This window comes from Thermocrinis albus DSM 14484, from assembly GCF_000025605.1.
Taxonomy (GTDB): domain Bacteria; phylum Aquificota; class Aquificia; order Aquificales; family Aquificaceae; genus Thermocrinis; species Thermocrinis albus.
On sequence record NC_013894.1, the window covers coordinates 442,773 to 463,372 of the forward strand.

Annotated in this window: 22 protein-coding genes; 10 read left to right on the plus strand and 12 right to left on the minus strand. The window is 47.6% G+C overall.

Features of this window, described 5'->3' with window-relative positions; all coding sequences use genetic code 11:
- Position 1: 1 nt before the first annotated feature.
- Complete coding sequence (hslV, locus tag THAL_RS02270; RefSeq protein ID WP_012991497.1) at positions 2-520, minus strand: ATP-dependent protease subunit HslV; 519 nt, start codon at positions 518-520, stop codon at positions 2-4.
- Positions 517-1,473, minus strand: coding sequence for an S-methyl-5-thioribose-1-phosphate isomerase (mtnA, locus tag THAL_RS02275; RefSeq protein ID WP_012991498.1), 957 nt, complete (start codon positions 1,471-1,473; stop codon positions 517-519). Before mtnA ends, hslV begins: the two co-directional genes overlap by 4 nt.
- 19 nt (positions 1,474-1,492) lie before the next feature.
- Between mtnA and gatA the strand changes: the two genes are divergently transcribed.
- Positions 1,493-2,941: an Asp-tRNA(Asn)/Glu-tRNA(Gln) amidotransferase subunit GatA gene (gatA, locus tag THAL_RS02280; protein WP_012991499.1), complete on the plus strand. Its 1,449-nt coding sequence runs from the start codon at positions 1,493-1,495 to the stop codon at positions 2,939-2,941.
- Positions 2,938-3,516: a tRNA threonylcarbamoyladenosine biosynthesis protein TsaB gene (locus tag THAL_RS02285; protein WP_012991500.1), complete on the plus strand. Its 579-nt coding sequence runs from the start codon at positions 2,938-2,940 to the stop codon at positions 3,514-3,516. The genes gatA and THAL_RS02285 overlap by 4 nt, the downstream gene beginning before the upstream one ends.
- Here THAL_RS02285 and THAL_RS02290 read toward each other — a convergent pair.
- The gene (locus THAL_RS02290; protein ID WP_012991501.1) at positions 3,500-4,510 is read right to left on the minus strand and encodes a histidine kinase; all 1,011 of its coding nucleotides are present in this window, start codon (positions 4,508-4,510) and stop codon (positions 3,500-3,502) included. The genes THAL_RS02285 and THAL_RS02290 overlap by 17 nt on opposite strands.
- A complete protein-coding gene (locus tag THAL_RS02295) occupies positions 4,480-5,739 on the minus strand; it encodes a S8 family peptidase (protein ID WP_012991502.1) in 1,260 nt (419 codons plus the stop codon). The genes THAL_RS02290 and THAL_RS02295 overlap by 31 nt, the downstream gene beginning before the upstream one ends.
- 164 nt (positions 5,740-5,903) lie before the next feature.
- Here THAL_RS02295 and THAL_RS02300 point away from each other — a divergent pair, with 164 nt between their 5' ends.
- Together THAL_RS02300 and THAL_RS02305 are read left to right on the plus strand one after the other, a co-directional pair.
- Positions 5,904-7,226 (plus strand): FAD-dependent oxidoreductase, encoded by a 1,323-nt coding sequence (locus THAL_RS02300; protein WP_012991503.1) that lies wholly within the window; start codon positions 5,904-5,906, stop codon positions 7,224-7,226.
- An 8-nt stretch (positions 7,227-7,234) separates the two neighbouring features.
- Positions 7,235-7,951 (plus strand): Rieske 2Fe-2S domain-containing protein, encoded by a 717-nt coding sequence (locus THAL_RS02305; RefSeq protein ID WP_012991504.1) that lies wholly within the window; start codon positions 7,235-7,237, stop codon positions 7,949-7,951.
- Between the two features lie 17 nt (positions 7,952-7,968).
- Here the strand turns inward: THAL_RS02305 and rpmI are convergent, their stop codons facing one another.
- Entirely contained in the window at positions 7,969-8,172 is a 204-nt protein-coding gene (gene rpmI, locus THAL_RS02310; RefSeq protein WP_012991505.1) for a 50S ribosomal protein L35, read from the minus strand.
- 33 nt (positions 8,173-8,205) lie between these two features.
- Here rpmI and gmk point away from each other — a divergent pair, with 33 nt between their 5' ends.
- From gmk to THAL_RS02330, 4 genes are read left to right on the plus strand one after another with little or no spacing between them, the layout of a single operon-like run.
- Positions 8,206-8,847: a guanylate kinase gene (gene gmk, locus THAL_RS02315; protein ID WP_012991506.1), complete on the plus strand. Its 642-nt coding sequence runs from the start codon at positions 8,206-8,208 to the stop codon at positions 8,845-8,847.
- A gap of 4 nt (positions 8,848-8,851) precedes the next feature.
- Complete coding sequence (gene rpoZ / locus THAL_RS02320) at positions 8,852-9,076, plus strand: DNA-directed RNA polymerase subunit omega (RefSeq protein WP_012991507.1); 225 nt, start codon at positions 8,852-8,854, stop codon at positions 9,074-9,076.
- The gene (locus THAL_RS02325) at positions 9,073-9,477 is read left to right on the plus strand and encodes a hypothetical protein (RefSeq protein WP_012991508.1); all 405 of its coding nucleotides are present in this window, start codon (positions 9,073-9,075) and stop codon (positions 9,475-9,477) included. Before rpoZ ends, THAL_RS02325 begins: the two co-directional genes overlap by 4 nt.
- A complete protein-coding gene (locus THAL_RS02330; RefSeq protein ID WP_012991509.1) occupies positions 9,474-11,120 on the plus strand; it encodes a lytic transglycosylase domain-containing protein in 1,647 nt (548 codons plus the stop codon). Before THAL_RS02325 ends, THAL_RS02330 begins: the two co-directional genes overlap by 4 nt.
- Here the strand turns inward: THAL_RS02330 and hemL are convergent.
- Genes hemL through ilvE form a run of 4 tightly spaced genes read right to left on the minus strand, consistent with a single transcriptional unit; the run spans position 11,112 to position 15,053 of the window.
- Positions 11,112-12,386, minus strand: a complete 1,275-nt coding sequence (gene hemL / locus THAL_RS02335) for a glutamate-1-semialdehyde 2,1-aminomutase (protein WP_012991510.1) — start codon at positions 12,384-12,386, stop codon at positions 11,112-11,114. The genes THAL_RS02330 and hemL overlap by 9 nt on opposite strands.
- The gene (locus tag THAL_RS02340) at positions 12,383-13,069 is read right to left on the minus strand and encodes an alpha/beta hydrolase (protein ID WP_012991511.1); all 687 of its coding nucleotides are present in this window, start codon (positions 13,067-13,069) and stop codon (positions 12,383-12,385) included. The genes hemL and THAL_RS02340 overlap by 4 nt, the downstream gene beginning before the upstream one ends.
- 12 nt (positions 13,070-13,081) lie before the next feature.
- Positions 13,082-14,146: a M28 family peptidase gene (locus THAL_RS02345; RefSeq protein ID WP_012991512.1), complete on the minus strand. Its 1,065-nt coding sequence runs from the start codon at positions 14,144-14,146 to the stop codon at positions 13,082-13,084.
- Positions 14,136-15,053: a branched-chain-amino-acid transaminase gene (gene ilvE, locus THAL_RS02350; protein ID WP_041434172.1), complete on the minus strand. Its 918-nt coding sequence runs from the start codon at positions 15,051-15,053 to the stop codon at positions 14,136-14,138. The genes THAL_RS02345 and ilvE overlap by 11 nt, the downstream gene beginning before the upstream one ends.
- A gap of 101 nt (positions 15,054-15,154) precedes the next feature.
- On the opposite strand from ilvE, the gene THAL_RS02355 reads away from it, so the two are divergent.
- Entirely contained in the window at positions 15,155-15,784 is a 630-nt protein-coding gene (locus THAL_RS02355) for an OmpA family protein (protein WP_012991514.1), read from the plus strand.
- Here the strand turns inward: THAL_RS02355 and THAL_RS02360 are convergent.
- Complete coding sequence (locus THAL_RS02360; protein WP_012991515.1) at positions 15,769-16,884, minus strand: pyridoxal phosphate-dependent aminotransferase; 1,116 nt, start codon at positions 16,882-16,884, stop codon at positions 15,769-15,771. The two genes, THAL_RS02355 and THAL_RS02360, sit on opposite strands and share 16 nt — an antisense overlap.
- A complete protein-coding gene (locus THAL_RS02365) occupies positions 16,863-17,132 on the minus strand; it encodes a hypothetical protein (protein ID WP_012991516.1) in 270 nt (89 codons plus the stop codon). The genes THAL_RS02360 and THAL_RS02365 overlap by 22 nt, the downstream gene beginning before the upstream one ends.
- A 24-nt stretch (positions 17,133-17,156) precedes the next feature.
- Here THAL_RS02365 and THAL_RS02370 point away from each other — a divergent pair, with 24 nt between their 5' ends.
- Complete coding sequence (locus THAL_RS02370) at positions 17,157-19,745, plus strand: POTRA domain-containing protein (protein WP_012991517.1); 2,589 nt, start codon at positions 17,157-17,159, stop codon at positions 19,743-19,745.
- On the opposite strand, the gene galU is transcribed toward THAL_RS02370, so the two are convergent.
- Complete coding sequence (galU, locus tag THAL_RS02375; RefSeq protein ID WP_012991518.1) at positions 19,711-20,598, minus strand: UTP--glucose-1-phosphate uridylyltransferase GalU; 888 nt, start codon at positions 20,596-20,598, stop codon at positions 19,711-19,713. The genes THAL_RS02370 and galU overlap by 35 nt on opposite strands.
- Positions 20,599-20,600 lie beyond the last annotated feature (2 nt).

Genomic DNA, 20,600 nt, shown 5'->3' on the forward strand with positions numbered 1-20,600 from the left:
ATCAGAGACTCTCTATCACAAATCTGTCGTTGGTGTATATACACACCTGGGAGGCGATCTTGAGGGACTCCAGCACTATCTCCTCGGCGCTGAGGGAGGTGTGTCGGTACAGTGCCATTGCGGACGCTCTGGCCACATCACCACCCGATCCTATAGCCATTATAGGCTCATCCGGTTCCAAAAGATCTCCTCCACCTGACAGGAGGAATATATGCTCCCTGTCTGCCACCAGAAGAAAGGCCTCAAGTCTCCTCAGGTACCTGTCGGTACGCCACTCCTTTGCCAACTCCACACACGCTCTTACCAAACTTCCCCTAAACTCCTCCAGCTTAGACTCCAGTCTTTCCATTAGAGCGAGTCCGTCCGCTGCGGATCCTGCAAAACCTACCAGCACACTGTCGTGATACAGTCTCCTTATCTTCCTGGCTCCGTGCTTTACCACAGAGCTTCCTAAGGTTACCTGTCCGTCCCCTCCCATAACCGTTCTGCCGTTCCTTCTCACCACCAGTACAGTGGTCATCCTTGTAATTTTACCACTCCTTTTTCGGTAATTATAGCTGTTATGTTCTCAGCAGGTGTTACATCAAAGGCCCAGTGGAGAGCGGGTGATCCATCTGGAGCCACCCTGCATCCATGGAAGGACTTTACCTCTTCCTGAGATCTTTCCTCTATAGGTATGGTGTCTCCGTCCGTTATGTGGGGGTCAAAGGTAGAGGTAGGTGCCACCACATAAAAGGGTATGCGGTGATGTTTGGCCAGTACCGATAGGGTATAAGTTCCTATCTTGTTGGCCACATCTCCCCTCCTGGTTATTCTGTCTGCCCCCACCAACACACAGTCCACCATTCCCTTCTTCATAAGAAAACCGGCGGTGGAATCGGTGATAATACTGTGAGGTATACCTTCCTTGAGAAGTTCCCATGCTGTGAGGCGTGCTCCTTGCAGGAAAGGTCTTGTTTCACACACCCATACGAACACTTTCTTCCCTGCCCTATGAGCGGACCTTATAACACCTAAGGCGGTACCCCATCCCGCTGTGGCCAAAGCTCCCGTGTTACATATGGTAAGCACACGTGCGTTATCAGGCACAAGATCCTTTCCTATCTCACCCATCTGTCTGTTGGCTTTGTAGTCCTCTTCTTCTATCTTCACCGCCTCCTCTTCTGGGTCCGCTCCTTCTTTCAAAGCTCTCGTAACGCGATCTAAGGCATAAAAGAGATTGTAGGCTGTAGGTCTCGTGTTCTTGAGGGTGTTATAAACCTCCTCCGGAGGATATCCCTTCTTCACACCTAGAACGAAGCCATAGGCAGCCACACAGCCTATGGCAGGAGCACCCCTTACCGCCATATCCTTTATGGCCTGTGCCACCTGCCTGTGATCCTCCAACACCAACCACTCTTCCTTATGGGGCAACACTCTCTGGTCCAAAAGTAACAGATGAGTTTTCTTCCAAAAGAAGGCCTTCACCTCCATGCGTAATATAATACTCTGCATGTTGTGGCAAAAATCGGTGGTGGAGATTCTCCAGCTCTTGCGCAAAGGAGAGGTAAAACCGTCGGAGGTGGTGCAGTCCTTTTACGAGAGGTTTTTGGCCACAGAGGACAAAGTGAAAGCCTACATTACACCCCTCTACCATGAAGCTTTAGAAGTGGCCAAAAAACTGGACCAAGAAAAACCTTCCCACAGACCCCTTTACGGCATACCTGTAGCGGTAAAGGATAACATCAACGTAGAAGGGACAAGAACTACTTGCGCGTCCCGTATCTTGGAAAACTACGTATCTCCTTACGATGCGGAGGTGATAAGGAGGTTAAAGGAAGCCGGAGCCATAGTGGTGGGGAAAACCAACATGGATGAGTTTGCTATGGGTTCTTCTACCGAGTACTCTGCCTTCTTTCCTACCAGAAACCCGTGGGACACTGGTAGGGTTCCAGGTGGTTCGTCGGGTGGTTCGGCGGTTGCCGTGGCGGTTCTATCTGCACCTCTGTCCTTAGGTTCCGATACGGGAGGTTCCATAAGACAGCCAGCCAGTTTCTGCGGTGTCTTAGGGTTAAAACCCACATACGGTAGGGTTTCTAGATACGGTCTTGTGGCCTTTGCCTCCTCCTTAGACCAGATAGGACCCTTTGCCCGTCGGACTGAGGACATGGCCCTCATTCTGGAAGTGATAAGCGGGTATGATCCCAAAGACTCCACCAGCGCTCCCAAGGAGGTACCTCGTTACACGGAAGAGATAAAGAAGGACATAAAAGGTTTGAAAGTAGGTGTGCCACGGGAGTTTACAGAGTATCCGGTGGAAGAGGGTGTGAAGGAGATCTTTGACAACTTCCTCCGTTGGTTGGAGAAAAACGGGTGTGAAGTAACAGAGGTGTCTCTACCTCACGTAAAGTACTCTATCCCCGCCTACTACGTTATAGCACCTTCCGAAGCATCCTCCAACTTGGCACGCTACGACGGTGTGCGCTACGGTTACAGAGCAAAGGACTACAACAGTATAGAAGAACTCTACGCCAAAACTAGGGATGAAGGATTCGGTCCGGAGGTGAAGCGCAGGATCCTTTTGGGTACCTTTGCCCTCTCGGCTGGTTATTACGACGCTTACTACCTTAAGGCCATGAAGGTAAGAGCCCTCATAAGGAGGGACTTTGAGGAGGCCTTCAGGAAGGTGGACCTTATAGTTTCACCGACTTCTCCCACCGTTGCCTTTCCTTTCGGAGAGAGAACACAGGACCCTATCCAGATGTACCTTTCAGATATATTCACCGTCTCCGTAAACCTGGCCAATCTTCCCGGTCTTTCCATACCTGCAGGTATGTGGAACGGTCTTCCAGTAGGCGTACAGCTTATAGGCAAGGCTTTTGACGAAGCTTTACTTCTCAGAGTTTCTTACGCCTGGGAACACTACTACCGTCACTGGGAACTTCTTCCACCTGTGGCATGATCCTCCTCTCTCTTGACACATCCTTCTCTTCCGTGAACGTCTCTGTCTTTGAAGATGGAAAACTCCTTAAGTTATGTATGTGGGACAACAACAGGAAGACTTTGGAGAACCTTCCCCTCCTTCTGAAGGAGGTAGGTATACATCCTTTGGAGGTGGATGCCTTTGCCATCTCGGTGGGCGTGGGATATCTTAATCCCCTCCGTATAGGGCTTACTCTGGTGAAAACCTGGGCTTACCTTACCAAAAAACCCGTGATTCCTTACGAGAACCTACATATGATGTTGGAGTTCACACCTATGGCCTTACCTCGTGTTGCCGTCCTGAGGGTCAGTAACAAGCTGTTCTACAGAACTTATGACGGAAGGGAGTTATCTCCCGTGAAGCCTTTGGAGGATAACCCTCCCACGGGCAGCACAGTGAGCCTTCATCAACACTATCCGCAGGCTCACTTTGTTTATCGCATCTTTCCCTTCTCTTTCTACGGTGGTGTGTGGGCCTACGAAGCCCTCCTGTCGGGGTACAAGGGAGAAGATCCTATGTGGTTGGAACCCCTCTATCTCAGGCCTCCAGCCTGACAAAGACGGTGTAATACTTTCCTCTCCATTTTATCTCCATACTGCCTCTGTAGCTTTTCAGGATTTCCCTCACCAAGTACGTACCCATACCCGCACCTCCCTTAGGTAGACCTTCCATCATATCATTCCTGAAAACTATAAGGACACGCCTATTTTTTTCACACACTTTCACGTGGACAAAACTTAACGAATACTTGGCACTGTTGTAAAGAAGATTGTAAATAAGTTCCTCAGCGTCGGCAGGAGCCATGTAAAGAGACGTACCTTCTTTACACCGGAAAATAAACCTCTTCTTAGAGAGCTCCTCTTCAAGAAGTTGGTAGAGCTGTCGCATAATATGGCATACATCTACCTTTTCCCTCCTTGTATCCACCTCGCCTCTTGCCAGTCTCATCAGAAGACCCATATCCAGTTCAAACTTCCTTAAACTTTTTTCCAACCTGTCCAGTAGGGGAGAGTCTTGGTATCTCTTTTTAAGAAGAGTGATGTTCATCTTCTGAACGGCCATAAAGTTAAAGGCACGGTGAGCTAAGGATCTCACCAACAGGTGAGTGTAATCCTCCCTTTGGCTTATACGTCTCACAAAGCTTCCTATTATCATCTCGTAAAGGAGAGCCAGAAGAAACACGAGAAGAAACTCCACCATCAACAGTCGCAGGAAGATGCCGTTGATACGGCTCTCTACAAATCCCTCCTTTACCTGCACGGCCACCGTGCGCACCGGGTCAGAAGGATCCCTGAACAGAAAGACGTTTCTCAGATCAGTGAGAGGACCTGTCAGTACCCTAAAGTTTTCGTCACCTCTGTAGCTTCTGTCGGCCAAAAACATGAAGAAGTGAGCTGTGGCTTGCAAGCGTACCGTATCTTCCAAAAGGCGTCTCAGTTCCACATACAGAAAGAGGTTCACACTTCCAAAACCCACCAGCAGAGTTATCAACAAAAGCAAACTGAGGAAAAATCTCTCTAAGGCACTGACACCCTTCTTACCATCCATCGCAGGATTAAGAAAACTATAAGGGATATGTATCCCCAACCGGAGGCCTCACCTCCTATCTGACATCCACCGCCACCACCCCCTGCTGCCACCACCTGGGAAGGTTGATAGCTGGAGGCTGTAAGGAAAGCCATGTAAGCGTTGAGGAAAGGAAAACCATCGGAGGTATAACTGGCTGAAAGCCTAAGATAATCCCTCACTTGGTACCACTCCAGTTCAGGCCTCTGACTCTTTATGAGGGCCACCGTTCCCGATACGATGGGCGTGGAGAAAGAAGTTCCGTCCCATTTATAAAAAACATCTCCACCCACGTTTACCAAGATGCTGCTACCGGGAGCGTAGATGTCCACCTTATCGCCGTAATTGGAGAAAGATGCCTTTTTACCCTGCGTATCGGTTGCCCCCACCACTATGACACCATTACAGTTGGCAGGAAAGTACCGGCTAGCATCACTGCTTTCATTTCCTGCAGCAACCACTATGACGGGTCTTTGGGGTTGGGAAAGTACCGTATTTATAGCCTCCTGAAGAGATTGAGGACACGAACCGGGATCCGCCGAACCTAAAGAGATGTTGATCACGCTGGCAGGATACGGACCCTGTGCCGCATAGATAAGCCCTTCTATAAGCGCACTCAGAGTTCCGCCGTTACAGTCTGACACCCTCACCATAAGAACCTGTCCACTCCACGTGACACCACTCATTCCCCAGTTGTTGTTGGTGAGGGAAGCTATGATACTGGCCACAGCAGTCCCGTGAGAATCAACACAGGTGTCTGTAGGGTCCTGGTCGTTGTCCACAAAGTCATAACCTTTTAAAATCCTACCGTCCAGATCTTGAGAAGGTTTTATACCCGTGTCGAGAACCGCCGTTATTACGCTAGCAGAAGTTCTTATATCCCAGACCGCCGGAAGTTTCACCACAGGTAGATACCACTGATATCCGTAGAGGGGATCGTTGGGTATGAGGTAAGGTTTTATTCTGTAGTTGGGTTCCGCATACACCACGTTGGGAAGGCTCTGGGCTCTCAAGGTCAGCTCCCTCACCTCCGCCCTCCCTTCCACTCTGTAGAGGCCTGTGTTGGGAAGGGGTAGCTTCTTCACCAGCTTTAACCTGTCTCCGTTTACCGTTAGTTGGGGAGGAGGATCTCCTTTTGTCTTTACTATAAGTTCCTCTCCAAAGGAAAAAACAAAACTCAGAACAAAAATCCATAAAACTCTAAGCACCATAAAGCGTTATTATAAAGGAAAACAGAGCTTTATGAGGATTTTTGAATATAAGTAGAGGCTTATATTATGTCTCCTTATAATGCTATAACCAACTGTTGATAACACCTTCAACAAGTAGAACATATAATGTTTGATGTAGAACTAAAAAATTAAGGAGGTGGGCCATGAGTATCTCAAGAAGGGATCTTTTCAAAGTAGCCGGTGTAGGTATCTTGGGGGCTGGGTTACTTTCAAAACCTGCCTTTTCAGCAGCGGAACGTGTAGTTAAGATGTCCGCTATGCTTCCTTCTCCCAAAGGTAACAGAGTGGTTATATGTGGTGGTGGATGGGCCGGTCTTACGGTGGCCAAATACCTTAAGAAGGAAGATCCTTCCATAGATGTGGTACTCATAGAGAAGAGGCCCAACTTCTTCTCGTGTCCCATATCCAACGAGTGGTTGGCGGGTTTTGTGGACCTAGATTTTATATCCCACGACTACCTACAACCTGCTTCCAAATATGGTTACAAATTCATCAACACCACCGTTGTAGCCATAGAGAGAGACAAAAGAAGGGTCTACACACCTCACGGCTACATAGAGTACGACTATCTGGTACTGGCACCGGGGATAAAGTACAACTACGATGCCTGGTTTAAAGGGGACAAAGATATGACCAGGTACACCAAGTATCATTATCCTGCCGCCTTCATACCGGGATCTGAGCATCTGGCCCTCAAGAGAAAGGTTTGGGAGTTTGAGGGAGGTGACTTTGTCATAACCGTGCCTCCCGGCGTTTACAGATGTCCTCCCGCTCCTTACGAACGGGCTGCTATGATAGCTTACGTCTTTAAGAAGAACAACGTTAAGGGAAGGGTGATAATCTTGGATCCTAAGGAAGACATAGCTCCCAAAGGACCAGGCTTTAGAGCAGCTTACGAACAGCTTTACCTTGGTATAGTGGAGTATGTTCCTAAGGCTAGCATCAAGGAGGTAGACCCCGTCAACAAGATCATAAAGACCACAGCAGGAGACTTTAAGTTTACCGACGCCAACCTTGTACCTCCCCATCAGGCGGGTGAGTTGGTGTGGATGGCCGATCTCATAGCTAAGGACAAAGAAGGTAAGCCTACAGGGTGGGCCGATCAAGATCCTCTCACCTTCCAAGCTAAGGCAGACCCTCGCGTCTTCTTGGTGGGTGATGTGGTAGGAGGTGTGCCGTATCCTAAGAGTGGTCACATGGCCAACTCTCAGGGTAAAATTGTAGCCCGCATAATAGCTTCACGAATAAAGGGTAAGGAGCATAAACTGGAACTTCCCGATAACACCTGCTACTCTATGGTGAACGGTAACCCTCAGGAAGCTATAGTGATAAGTGTCACTTACAAGTACGATGAGAAGGAGAAGAAGATCATCCCCCATCCTAAGGTGATAAACCAGCGTTCTGAAGCTCTCGCAAAGGCCACCTACGAGTGGGCCAAAGGCATGTACAGAGATCTCTTTGCGTGAGGAAAGCCATGGATAGGAGAGTTTTTATAAAGGCATGTTCTACCTTAGCGGTGGCGTCCCTTGTGGACGCCAGCATCTTCTCCCAAACTCTTGCCAATACAAAGGGTACCCTCAAGAGGTACACAAAGGCCCTGTTGGTGAAGGAAGATGGCTCCCCCTTGAGGGAAGAGGATATAAAGCCACACACCCAGTACATCTTCTTCTACCCGTACGCATCCACCCCCTGCTATCTCATCAACTTAGACAGGGAGATAAAACCTGTTGAGTTGAAGCTGAAGGACGGCGGCAGTTATACATGGCAGGGTGGAGCGGGTAAAAAGAGAAGTCTCGTGGCGTACAGCGCCATCTGTCCTCATCAATTAAGTCATCCCACCAAAGATTACTCTTTCATAAACTACTATCCACCCGATAAACCCTCCGAAACCACCAAAAAGGGTGGAATAATACAGTGCTGTGCTCACGTTTCCCTCTTTGATCCCGCAGAGGGTGGCAAAGTCCTGGACGGCCCAGCGGAGTTTCCTTTAGCAGCCATACTGTTGGAGACAGAGGGAGACAAGATATACGCGGTGGGTACAGTAGGCGTGGACCAGTTTACCCAGTTCTTCGAAAACTTCAAACAGGATCTTATACAACAGTACGGATCTCTGGCAAACGCAAAGAAAATGGTAGAAAGTTGCACCGTTGTGGAGATAAAGAGATACACCAAGGAAGTTATCCACTGCTGAAATGGGGCCCCGAGGGGTCAGAACTCCTTCAGGAGGCCCCTCACCTTATCTTCCCAACTTGGATTCACCAAAGTGGCTTTCCTCAGTCTGCGTTTTCTATCTTTCGACTTCTTGGTGTTGTAGTGAGATCCACCCGCCTTCCACCTCTTTATCTTGCCGGTAGCGGTCACCTTAAACCTCTTCTTGGCAGATCTGTTGGTTTTCATCTTTACCTTTGCCATAGCTAACCTCCACTCTGAATTATACTATAAATCATGCCTAACCTGTTTGTTCTGTCCGCACCATCGGGTGCCGGTAAGACCACGGTGGCCAAAAAGTTGCTGAAAGAAGTGCCTATGATCAGGCGTGTGGTAACCGCCACCACGCGCCAGAAAAGAGAGGATGAGGTGGAAGGTGAGGACTACATATTTCTTACTCAAGAGGAATTTATGAGAGGGTTGGAAGAAGGAAGGTTCCTGGAGCACGCTCTGGTTTACGGCAACTACTACGGCACTCCCAAGGATCAGGTTATAAGGAACATGGAGGAAGGTTACGACAGCCTCTTGGTGATAGACGTACAAGGGGCCAAGCAGGTACGTCAAACATACCCGGAGGCTATTCTCATCTTCTTACTTCCTCCTTCCTTGGAGGAGTTAAGAAGGAGGCTCTTTGCGAGGGGTTACAGAGAATCCAACCTGGAGGAAAGAATAAGGAAAGCGGAGGAAGAACTTGCCTGTGCGCGCTACTTTGACTACCTAGTGGTGAACGAGTTTCTGGATGATACTGTACAGGCGGTGAAGAACATAATACTGTCCACCCGTTACAGAAGGGATAAGTTTCTCCAGAGGCATGTCTTCCTCTTGCAGGATCAAAGACTGGTAGATATACTTTTAAAAGGAATATGTCAGTGGGGGTGAAACCATGAGTAGGCGTCCCAACATAGAGGAGGCTTTGAAACACGTATCTTCCCGTTACGAACTGGTACACGCAGCGGCCAAAAGGGTAGAACAGTTGATGGCAGAAGGTGAAGATTTCTTCGTGAGGGACAAAGTGAAAAAAGAGATGGTAAAGAAAACCTTTCAAGCTATAGAAGACATAGCACTTGGAAAAGTGAAGGTAGTAAAGCTTAGGGAGGAAGAGGTTTGATAAGGTCTCTCCTTTTTCTTCACATACTCTTCACCTGCCTTTGGGTGGGTGGTATGATCTTCACCATCTTCTTTCTGAGACCATCTTTGAGGGAACTCACCGATACAGCTAAAAGAGGACTTCTCACGTCCTTATACGGTAAGTTTTTTGCAGGTGTGTGGCTGGCTATTCTCCTACTTTTTCTGACAGGTATGGCTATGTGGCATGGCTACAGAAGAGACTTTTTCTCCAACACTCTCTTTCACGTTAAGTTGTTCCTCTTCGGAATAATGGTCATCATCTTCAGCTATATATACTTCTTTTTATACAGAAAAGGTAGATTTAACGCGATACCACCTTTGGTGGGAGTGAATCTCTTTTTGGCTGTCCTGATACTTCTCATAATTGTCTACATAAGATGATCCTCCTTCTCTTACTTCTGGTAGTTTTTTCCTACGCCCAACTACCTGAGCCTTACGTTATGCTCTTGGAGTTTAGAAAGACGGGAGACACCAACTTAGGGCTGAAGATCTTGGAACTTTATCCTCATGCTGTTTTTGCCGAAGATCTAAAGGTCATGCTGGCTCAGAGGTTTTACGAAAAGGGGGATACTGAAACAGCCTCCAAGCTCCTTCGCCATGTGGAACCGGGGAAACTTAAACCCGACTACAGAGAGATCTACGCCCGCCTTTGGAAAGAGTTGCAGCTGGATCCCAAAGAGGCTCTACTGAAGTTACCCACCTTCTTTGTGGAGTACATACCTTACGTCCCGCTGACGGATGAAGAGGCAGTTCGTGTAGCCCAAAGACTTCTGGATGCAGGACACACGGAGGCGGTTATAAAGCTTCTAAAGGGGAGAGACCTTCAAAAGGTGTGTTTTCTCTTGGGAAGAGCTTATTATAGAAAGGGACAACAGGAGGACGCTTACCAGGTTCTCAGAAGTTGTCCCGATCCCAGAGCGAAGGAGTTTTTGGCTAAAATGCTTTTTGAGAAGTCAAGGGAGGAGTTCCTACAGGCACTGTCCACCGTTGAAGATAAAGACGTGCTAAATAGAATCCTCTTTTACGCTGGTCGCATGTCACTGTACGATGGAAGGTACGAGGACGCTCTCCGTTGGTTTTCGGCCATGCAAGAGAGTTACAACAAGTATTTCCAGATGGGGCTTGTTAGTTTCATATTGGAAAGATACCAAGATGCTCATCTCTATTTTTCCAAAGCGTTAAAATTGGCCAAAAGCTCTGTGGAGATCTCCCAGGCTCACTTCTGGCTTTATAAGACCTTACAGAAACAAGGAGACTCCTACTCTGCTCACCGGCACCTTAGGAATGCATCCGACGGTGGTGGTTTCTACAGCGTGGTGGCAAGAGCTAGTTTGGGAGAACCCGTTGTGGATAAGTTTATGCAAGTTATCTTGGAAGATACACAACCGCCCAGCACGGCTTTTCTTGTGAGAAGCATATGGGATGCGGGTTTTCCTTACTACGCCCGTCTTGAAGCCTTCGAGAGGTTAAATAGTATCTCCCCCTCCGACATAATTCTTATCTCCAGGTTTGACCCCTACTTAGCTATAAGGTTGGCGGTTAGAAAGTACGGCGAAAGGTCGGAAATATATAGGGCGGTGGCCTATCCTACACCTTTTAGGGAGAAAGTACTGCAGATAGCCAAGGAGTATGGAGTAGATCCTGCTCTTGTGTACGCCGTTATGAGACAGGAGAGCATGTTTGATCCTTTCGCCGTTTCCAGATCGGGAGCTCAAGGACTCATGCAGGTGATGCCACAAACGGCACGTTACGTAGCCAGTAAGGAGGGCCTTCCTCTGAGACCCTTTGATGTAGAGATCAACTTACGGATGGGTGTAGCTTATCTGCGAGAGATGCTACAGCTGTGGAACGGTGATCTGGTGAGGGCTTTGGCCAGCTACAACGCTGGTCCCCGAAAGGTTAGTTCATGGCCCCAACACAGAGATGTCTACGTGTTTATAGAAACCATACCTTTCCCAGAAACGAGAGACTACGTCAAGCAGGTTTTGCAGAATTACTACGTGTACTCCAGCCTTTTACAGTGATCTCACCGCTGTCTGTATCCTCTCAAGAGCCTCCTCTATGTCCTCATCCCTGTGAGCTGTGCTTAAGAACCAGGCTTCAAACTGAGAGGGTGGTATGAGGACACCGTGATGGAGAAGGTTCCGGAAGAATCTCCCAAACAGCTCTGTGTTAGATCTGCGAGAGGAAGCGTAGTCTGTCACAGGCACCTCTGTGAAGAACACGGTGAACATGGAACCTATTCTGTTTATGGTGTGAGGAATACCTTTCTCCTTCAGCACGGTAGAAATACCTTCCGCTAATCTACGTGTCCTTTCTTCCAGCAACTGGTAAGGCTTGAGGCGTAAAAGTTCCTCTAAGGTAGCTCTGCCACACACAACCGAGACAGGATTACCAGACAAAGTACCCGCTTGATACACCTTACCTTCAGGTGCTACATGACTCATTATCTCTTTCTTACCTCCGTAAGCTCCGAGAGGCATTCCTCCACCCAGTATTTTGCCCATACAGGTGATATCAGGATCTATGGCGTAGTACTCTTGAGCACCACCCACCGATAACCTGAAGTTGGTTATGACCTCGTCAAAGATGAGAACAGCACCGTACTTTCTGGTAACTTCCCGTAGAACTTCTAAGAATCCTTCGGATGGTAGGACCACACCCATGTTGCCTGCCACAGGCTCCACTATGACACAGGCTATATCCTCACCGTACCTTTCAAAGGTACTTAGAACAGCATCTGTGTCGTTGTAAGGTAACACCAAGGTAAGACCGGCTATCTCCTCAGGTACCCCCGGTGTGCCGGGAATTCCCAGCGTAGCCACACCCGAGCCTGCGCTCACCAAAAGACCGTCGTAGTGTCCATGATAACAGCCCTCAAACTTTACCACAAACTTTCTACCTGTGTAACCTCTTGCCAATCTTATGGCAGACATGGTGGCCTCTGTCCCCGAGGAGACGAACCTCACCATCTCCACAGAAGGTACCGAAGAAACCACCAGCTCTGCCAAACGTATCTCCTCGTAACAGGTGAGGCCATAAGACATGCCCCTGCTAAGTTGACGTTCAACTTCCGACACCACATAAGGATGAGCATGACCGAGGATGAGAGGTCCCCAGGACATGAGAAAGTCTATGTACTCTTTTCCCTCCACGTCCCATAATCTACAACCCTTGGCTTCTCTCACCACTATAGGCTCGCCACCTACCGCTTTGAAGGCTCTCACGGGAGAACTTACACCACCCGGCATGAGTTTTTTGGCACGCTCCATAAGCTCCCTGTTGGTCATGGTAACCACTCCTCCACAGTTTCTCTAAAAGTCTTGGTAAGAGAATGGTCATCTTCCACTTCTTTGTATTGGGTCACACGCACCTTCTTTACGAAGATGCGAGAGTGATCCACGGGAACCACATCATCGTACACACCGTGGGTGATGTAAAGCTGCGCAGGTGGATCCTGCGGGAAGTTAACGGTATCCTCCACCAATATCTCGTAACCCCTCTCCATTATGTCCACGGCAAAGTTCCTGTTTATGGTGATGGATTGCCCTTCGTGACAGTCTTCCAGTGTTAGATCCTCTTCGCCTCTGAGCCACCTCTCACTCTTTTGATAGCCTGCATCTCTCAGTATCAGAGCCAGTGTTGAGTAAGAAGGTGCAAAGAGAAAAGCTTTCTTGACTTTTGGCAGAGGGTAAAACCTCAGGTAGTTGAGCACTACGTAGGCACCGTGAGAACTCCCGCTAAGAATAATTTCACCAAACTCTACAGAAAGTCCCAACAGTACAGTGTGAAGAAACTGCAGAACTTGTGTAGTGGTGGTCTTATGGTACTCCATATCCATAGCCAAGAAGGAAAAACTCCTCTCTTCTGATAGTTGATAGAGCAGCTTTACCTTTCTACTGGTTATGTCAGAAGCAAAACCGTGTAGATGTACCAGTACTGAGGGAGTTTCCCTCTTCCTAAGCAAAAACATACCACAAAAATTTTACCACCTTCCCAACCTCTTTAAAAAAAGCAGTAGGGCATCGTACCATAGTCTCACAAGATGCCAGTCCACTATATCGTAAATATCAAAGGGAGTGTGGCGCAGAGGGAAAGAACCTGCACCGAGGAAGAGGGTCTTTACGCCCATCTCTTTGAAGGGGACATGATCTCCCATCACGTGGCTGGAACTGAGACGAGCTTCTAAGCCTACATCTCTGGCGCAGAGGAAGAAAAGTTCCGTAAGCTCCTCCGAGTTGTAACCGGCGGGGTCTTTGTAAAGGATGGCGGGATCTTTCCATCCCACACAGTCCAGATTAATACAGTAAAAAGCGTTCTTGAGTCCCTGGGAGGTGTGAAAGAGAGCCCCTTTGAGACCTATTTCGTGAGCGTCGGTCAGCAAAAACCTCACTTTGAAGGGTATGTTGTAGTTCTCCAGTAGCTCTTCTGTGAGAAGAAACAGCAATAAAACACTACTGCCGTTATCTACAGCACCGTGGACGCCTGGGAAAGTATCCATATGGGCCACCACATACACTATAGGCCCCCTTCCTATCTCCCACACCAAGTTACTGCACAGGAGCTTTTCTCTCTTTACCTCCAGTCTCACCTCTACGTAAGAGTCTTTTAGGAGGGCTACATACTCCTCTCCTAAGGAGAACACCGAAAGGTCCTCTTCCACATACCCTTTAAGGGGGAAAGGAGAGGTGACAAAAAAGGTTCTCACACCCTTTTCTGTCAGATTTTCCAGCCTATGGAGATTTTCCCAAGACACCAAGGCTATGTCTCCCTTCACCGGTTCTTCCTTAACGTACCCTGCGTGTTTACAGGGAGAACTTCCTAAGAAAGCGTCAGCCGTTATAGTGCCGAAACTACCCCTTACCTCCACCTTTTTGGGAACGTTCACCTCCGTTTGGAAAATCTCCTCCCTGAAGGGTACACCCTTCTCCCTCAAGAAACCTTTCACCACATTTTTTATCCTTTTGGCACCAGAAGAAGTGGGAAATCTGTCCTCCTTTAGGAAAACCTCCGCTATATTCCTCAGCCTCTCAAAACTGCTAACTCTCATAAACGGGAGTTAACCATCCCTTGTACCTTTCTATGTTACCTCTTACCGCATCAAAGTAAATCTTCTGAAGCTCCCGTGTAATGGGCCCGATATCACCGCTCCCTATCTTCCTGTTATCTATCTCCACCACGGGGGTTATTTCGGCAGCTGTGCCTGTTAGAAAGACCTCATCCGCACTGTAAAGTTCGCTTCGGGATATGGATCTTTCCTCCACTTCCAGGACAAGCTCATTTTTGATGAGTTTTATTACAGCAGATCGCGTTATACCCTCCAGTATATGATCCCAGCAGGGTGGTGTTACCACCTTTCTTCCCCTCACCAGAAAGATGTTTTCACCCGAGCCTTCTGCCACAAAGCCGTTTTGGTTCAACATTATCGCCTCGTCGTACCCTGCCAGTATGGCCTCCGTTTTAGCCAAAGCACTGTTGACGTAAGCACCAGCCACTTTCCACCGGGAAGGTATGGAGTTATCGTCGTTTCTTATCCAAGAGGAAGTTTTTACCCTTATCCCCTTCGATGTGTCTAAGTACCTACCAAAGCTGTAAGTGTATATAGCTATCTCGGGAGTAAAACCTATCAACTTGGGGGTAAGTGCAAGATCCTTAAAGTAAGCTATAGGCCTTATATAAACGTCGTGCTTTATGTTGTTCTTTCTCAGGAGCTCCACAGTTATGTTAACAAGATCGTCCACCGAGTAAGGAAGCTCCATAAACATGGCTCTACAATTAGCTAGAAGTCTCTGATAGTGTTCCCTCGCAAATAGGATGTAAAGCTGGTGATGTTCTTCGTTCCAGTAAGCCCTTATGCCCTCAAAAACGGCGGTACCGTAATGGAAGGAGTTGGTTTTGATGCTGATCTTAGCTTCCTCTATGGGGACAATTCGTCCTTCAAAAAAAGCATACTCCATCATAGTCCAGTATTATAACCAAAACATCTACTCTCCATCTTCTTGACAAGGAAAGATAGTTTGACATATATTTATGTACTGAAAAAAAAGGAGGTGGTGCTATGAAAAAAGTAGCTTTGGGTCTCGTTCTGGTGGGTGGGATGGCTCTGGCCCAGGAGAAGCCCTTAGACCCGTGCGGAAGCCCTAAGGAAGTGTTCAGCAAGTACCTGCTGGATAAGTGTTACAAGGGTTACTTCGACTCTATAGTGGATGCCAAAAAGAAGGCAGATGAGGCCCTCAACAAAGTCAATGCTTTGGAAAGGACAGTGCAAGATCACGAAAACAGGATCCGTGCCTTAGAAGCGAGACCAACGACACCTGCCGAAACACCTAAGAAGGAGGAGGGTGTTGGACCTTATCACTGGCAGCTGGAAGAAGTGACAACCGTTCATTTTGACTTTGACAAGTTTAATATAAAGAAGAAGGAAGCCAAGAAACTGGACGAAGCCGTTGACAAAATAAAGTCCTCCGGCAGAGAAGTTCTGGTGGTGGGTTTTGCTGACAAGGTGGGTACCAGCAAATACAACTTCAACCTGTCTATGTGGAGAGCACAGATGGTAGCCAGCTACCTTGCCAAGAAGGGCGTGGATATAGGCAAGATCAGGATGGCTGCCTACGGAAAAGAGGTGGCTGATCTTTTGGGAATTAAACACAGGGAGCAAAGAGCCGTCAAGGTTTACATCATCAAGTAAGATTTAATGCGGCGGGCACCCTCCAAGAGGGTGCCCTTATCCTTAGTGTAAGCTAACCTTATGTAAGTGTTGGTTCTGTTGTAGCCAAAGTCTATACCGGGTGTTACAGCCACCTTAGCCTTCTCTAAGAGATCCATACAGAATTGGTAGGAGTTCTCAGTGTATCTACTGACGTCAGCCCATATGTAAAATCCTCCTTCCGGTGGGCAGGGAATGTTAAAAACATCCTTCAGTTCTCTGTAAAGTACATCTCTTCTCTCCCTGTAGATTTCTCTCACCTTCTGAAGATATTTGTAGTCAAAGGCACCTAGTGCAGCGTACTGACTGAGGCTGGGAGCCGATATGAAAACATTTTGAAGAACTATCTGAGCCTTTCTTACCAAATCAGGAGGAAGGATGATCCATCCTAGTCTGAAACCCGGCATACAGAAAAATTTGGAAAAGCCGTTCACCACTATAGCCCTCTCAGAAAACTCCAGGACCGTGTGCTCTCTACCTTCGTACACCAGTCCATGGTATATTTCATCGGAGATGAGGTATATCCCCTTTTCGTCACAGTAGGAGCAGAGAGATCTCAGAGTGTCCTCTCTATAGAAGGTTCCCGTAGGGTTAGAGGGCGAAGAGATGTGAACCGCCTTTATGTTCAATCCCTCCAGCATGGGAGGTGTTATCTGATAGTGGGTCTCGGGTCCTACAGGTATCAGTATGGGGTTTATGTCTAAAAGGTGGGCGAAGTTCTTGTAACACGGATAGGATGGATCCGCTATGGCTATACTGTCTCCGGCACTCAGGATAATGGAGTAAACCACTAAGAAGGCACCAGAACTACCTGTGGTTATCACCACCCTCTCCGGGGATATATCAACACCGTAGTAAGTCCAGTAATGTTCCGCTATCTTTTGGCGAAGTTCTTCTATACCCACACTGGCCGTGTAAAAGTACTTTCTCTCCTTTATAGCCCTTTCCAGATGCTCCCACACACCGGGAGGTGGATCCAGGTCAGGTTCCCCTATCTCCATATGCACCACGTCCTCCATCCTCTGAGCCTTCTCCAGAACCTCCATAACCAGAAAAGGTGTCACCTTGTCAAGCCTTCCCATTTCTCAACCACCTTCACTAGGTAGTCTGCTACACCTACACCTCCCGCCTCCACCAGTTTTTTGCTGAGGGCCTCCATGAGGGTGTCGTAATAGAGTTGTGTGGTGAAGCTTTTTCCTTCAAGAACAGGCCTGAAACCTAACTTCAGTACTTCCTTGAGGAGTAGGGATTCCAGATCCTTTGCCAGAGTTTTGATATCTCTGCCCGTGGTCTCCACATAGGTGTAAGGAGGAACGCTGTATATCTTCATAACAAAGTATGATATAACAGAAACATGCTGGTCTTGTTTCTTTTCCTTTTCTGCCTCGGTTCTTGGGGAAAGGTGATTCTAGAATCCAACTACCCCCTTGAGGGTAACAATCTGCAGAAGGTTCTAACGGAGAGAAACTACGAAGAGATAGTGCAGATCATAAGTAGCATGGAGGTGGTTAAAAACGTGAGGACAGAGAAGAAGGGGGAGGATGTAATCATCTACGTGGAGAGGTATCCTGTCATAAAAAAGATAATCATATCGGGAAACAGGGGTGTGAGTAGACAGGAGATACTGGGCGTTCTGGGACTGGCGGAGGGAGCACCCATTACCGAAGATTTCCCTCTGAAGGAGATAGAAGAAAGGGTTAAGGAACTTTACGCAGATAAGGGTTTTCTGGAAGCAAAGGTGGCTGTAACTCTAAGTGTGGATCAAAGAGGTTATGCAGAACTTTACGTAGGCATAGACGAAGGTGATCTTTTCTTTCTGAAAGGGGGCGTGTACGAAGGCTCCCGTTTGGATAGTAAGTTTTTAGACAGAAAACTGGGTATAGTGGAGGGAAGAGTCTTCTCCAAAAGTCAAATAGAGGAAAAGCTGCCGCTGTTACAGGACACTTACCTGTCTTTAGGCTTTTGGGAGAGTTTTGTTTACTACGAAGGCGTAAAAGGTGAGGTGTATCCTCGTCCTTTCTGGCGTGTTCTCATGCCCTTGGAACCCGGTAGCAGCAAAAACCCGTTACACTTGGCGGGCGCTCTTGTGGAAGGTTTGAGCACTCTCTTTACACACCCTATAGCTACCTTCAAAGCCCTCACCGGTAAAGGTCACGTAGCATACCCTATCTTCAGAGTTGTGGAAGGAAGACGCTATCATGTAACTTTCGAAGGAAATAGTTTTTTTGATGGGAGCCTTCTCCTGAAGGCTACCCAGTTACCCCAGAAGGGTGTGGACCCCTTTTCTTTGGAAGAGGCTGTAGAGGGTATTGGGGAACTTTATAAAACCAAAGGGTTTCTCGATGCCAGTGTCTCTTACCAAGTCAAGGACGGGAACATTATCTTCAGAATCCATGAGGGCCAGAGGTACTTTATGGTGATAGGGAATAAGGAAGAACCTTACGATGAGGAAAAGCTGGAAGAAATTAAGGAAGAAATTTTGGAGGATCTCAAAAAGGATGGATATCTCCTGGCGGAGGTAGATGTTCATAAAAGGGTAGATACTACCGCTAAGAAGGTTTACGTAGAGTTTAAGGTAAACAAAGGTAAAAAACAGATACTTAAGGATATTGTTTGTGAGGGAGAAGACAAAGACATAAGGGAGATCTTTCGTGCTGTTCAAGAAAAGCTACCTACCTTTTACGATACGAAAATTATCGAAAACCTCAACTTACAACTGGATAAGTATTTTAAAGAAAAGGGGTACATGGAGGGGGACTTTTCTGCAGAAGTAAGACTTGAGGAGGATAAGGACGCAGTTTTTTACACATACCTTTACAAGGTGACTAAAGGAGAGCGTTATAGGTTAGGGGAAGATGTGTACTACGGCTACAAAAAGATAAGTCAGAGAGAGTTGAGTTATATGACAGTGAGAGATGAATACTATTACCGTAAGCTGGACGATATGACCCTTTACAACTTTTACACTAGCGATATTTTCAGCGGTGTACGTATACAGACTTTTGTGGACCGTAAGAACAAGAAGGTGCACCGACTCATACAGCTCCAAGAAGATAAGAGAGGATACTACGACCTTGCCGTAGGTTACAACACACAGGACCGTATCACTCTGGGATTTCAGTTGGGTCTGAAGGACCTTATGGGGTTAGGTGTGGAGCTAAAGGGAATGTATGCCAGGAGCTCAAAGCGTGAGGCCTACAGGCTGAGTGTTGGGGATAAGTTTTTCTTCACCAGGAACCTATGGATTAACGGTGATATCTTTAAAGAGTGGTCCCAACACAGGTCTTACAGTCTCACCTCAAAGGGTGTGGCTGTCGCCTTCGGTTACAGAATAACACCTTACACATCAATAGGTCCGGCCTTCTCTGTTACCGACAACAGTGTTTTGGGAAGTATCATAAGTCTGAGGAAATACAGCTTCTTCCTCCTGAGAGAGTACAGAGACGATATATTCAGTCCCCAGAGGCTCCACTACGATAGCCTTACCTTCACCGTAGCGGAGGGAGAAAGACGTTACACCAAGTTGGAGTTAAACACCTACTACTTAATACCCTTGCCACGTAGAAGCACATTGGTGCTAAAGGTGGCAGGCGGCAGCGTAAGCAAAGGGGCACCCATCTTTGACAGGTTCTTTCTCGGTGGTCTCAAGGATATGAGGGGATACAGTTACGAGGAGATAGGACAGCCTTCGGGAGGAAGATACTACCTTTTTGGTAGAACGGAGCTGGAGATCTCGGTGAGAGGACCTTTTGTGGTGATTCCTTTCTACGAAATGGGTGGGGTTTCCGATAGGATAAGCCGAATAGACATAAAACACAGTTTCGGTGTGAGTGCCGGATTCCAGACACCTGTGGGACCTGTCCGTTTTGATATAGCCTTCCCGGGTGAGAAAAACTTTCTCAGAAGGGTTAAGTTCTATGTATCTGTGGGATATCTCTACTGAGCAGGTCTTTCAGAAAGTCTAGTAATGGTTCCTTTAGATCCTCTCTCTGAAGGGCGAACTCCACAAGGGTCCGTATGTACCCTAAGGGTGTGCCTGTGTCGTACACCTTTGCCTTTATCTTTATAGCGTATATGGCTTCTTCTTCCAACACAAGTCTCATGGCATCTGTTAGCTGCAGCTCACCTCCTTTCCCCGGAGGCGTCACCTTTAACTTCTCAAATATGGTGGGTGTAAAGAGGTATCTCCCTACTATGGCCAAGTTAGATGGTGCCTCGTCGGGATGAGGCTTCTCCACCAGATCATCCAGTATGTATATGTCTCTCTCTATGTGTCTGCACGAAACTATCCCGTACTGGGAAACCTCCTTAGGACTCACTTCAAAGACAGCTATAACACTTTTACCGAAACGCTGATACACCTCTATCATCCTCTCCACCACGTTCTTCTCATCCTTCACTATCACATCGCCTAAGGCTACCACAAAGGGCTCGTTACCCACCACAGGCTCTGCCACTAAAACCGCATGGCCCAATCCCAGCTGCTCCTTTTGTCTTATGTATATGGGGTTTATGATCCTGCTTATGTGAAATATGTTTCTGAGAATCTCCGTCTTACCGGCATGCTCCAGGTGTTTTTCTAAATCGGTGTTGATGTCAAAGTGGTGCTCTATAGGTCTCTTGTGTCTTCCTGTTACAAATATGATGTTCTCTATACCTGCCTCCAAACACTCTTCCACTATGAACTGAATGACAGGTTTGTCTATTATGGGAAACATCTCCTTGGGCATAGCTTTGGTGGCCGGTAAAAACCTTGTCCCCCATCCAGCCACCGGTAACACCGCCTTTCTTACCATGA

Bases quoted from the DNA above. Each gene is read 5' to 3' on its own strand.
- hslV (WP_012991497.1), bottom strand. From the start codon at position 520: ATGACCACTGTACTGGTGGTGAGAAGGAACGGCAGAACGGTTATGGGA.
- mtnA (WP_012991498.1), bottom strand. From the start codon at position 1,473: ATGGAGGTGAAGGCCTTCTTTTGGAAGAAAACTCATCTGTTACTTTTG.
- gatA (WP_012991499.1), top strand. From the start codon at position 1,493: ATGTTGTGGCAAAAATCGGTGGTGGAGATTCTCCAGCTCTTGCGCAAA.
- THAL_RS02285 (WP_012991500.1), top strand. From the start codon at position 2,938: ATGATCCTCCTCTCTCTTGACACATCCTTCTCTTCCGTGAACGTCTCT.
- THAL_RS02290 (WP_012991501.1), bottom strand. From the start codon at position 4,510: ATGGATGGTAAGAAGGGTGTCAGTGCCTTAGAGAGATTTTTCCTCAGT.
- THAL_RS02295 (WP_012991502.1), bottom strand. From the start codon at position 5,739: ATGGTGCTTAGAGTTTTATGGATTTTTGTTCTGAGTTTTGTTTTTTCC.
- THAL_RS02300 (WP_012991503.1), top strand. From the start codon at position 5,904: ATGAGTATCTCAAGAAGGGATCTTTTCAAAGTAGCCGGTGTAGGTATC.
- THAL_RS02305 (WP_012991504.1), top strand. From the start codon at position 7,235: ATGGATAGGAGAGTTTTTATAAAGGCATGTTCTACCTTAGCGGTGGCG.
- rpmI (WP_012991505.1), bottom strand. From the start codon at position 8,172: ATGGCAAAGGTAAAGATGAAAACCAACAGATCTGCCAAGAAGAGGTTT.
- gmk (WP_012991506.1), top strand. From the start codon at position 8,206: ATGCCTAACCTGTTTGTTCTGTCCGCACCATCGGGTGCCGGTAAGACC.
- rpoZ (WP_012991507.1), top strand. From the start codon at position 8,852: ATGAGTAGGCGTCCCAACATAGAGGAGGCTTTGAAACACGTATCTTCC.
- THAL_RS02330 (WP_012991509.1), top strand. From the start codon at position 9,474: ATGATCCTCCTTCTCTTACTTCTGGTAGTTTTTTCCTACGCCCAACTA.
- hemL (WP_012991510.1), bottom strand. From the start codon at position 12,386: ATGACCAACAGGGAGCTTATGGAGCGTGCCAAAAAACTCATGCCGGGT.
- THAL_RS02340 (WP_012991511.1), bottom strand. From the start codon at position 13,069: ATGTTTTTGCTTAGGAAGAGGGAAACTCCCTCAGTACTGGTACATCTA.
- THAL_RS02345 (WP_012991512.1), bottom strand. From the start codon at position 14,146: ATGAGAGTTAGCAGTTTTGAGAGGCTGAGGAATATAGCGGAGGTTTTC.
- ilvE (WP_041434172.1), bottom strand. From the start codon at position 15,053: ATGGAGTATGCTTTTTTTGAAGGACGAATTGTCCCCATAGAGGAAGCT.
- THAL_RS02355 (WP_012991514.1), top strand. From the start codon at position 15,155: ATGAAAAAAGTAGCTTTGGGTCTCGTTCTGGTGGGTGGGATGGCTCTG.
- THAL_RS02360 (WP_012991515.1), bottom strand. From the start codon at position 16,884: ATGGGAAGGCTTGACAAGGTGACACCTTTTCTGGTTATGGAGGTTCTG.
- THAL_RS02365 (WP_012991516.1), bottom strand. From the start codon at position 17,132: ATGAAGATATACAGCGTTCCTCCTTACACCTATGTGGAGACCACGGGC.
- THAL_RS02370 (WP_012991517.1), top strand. From the start codon at position 17,157: ATGCTGGTCTTGTTTCTTTTCCTTTTCTGCCTCGGTTCTTGGGGAAAG.
- galU (WP_012991518.1), bottom strand. From the start codon at position 20,598: ATGGTAAGAAAGGCGGTGTTACCGGTGGCTGGATGGGGGACAAGGTTT.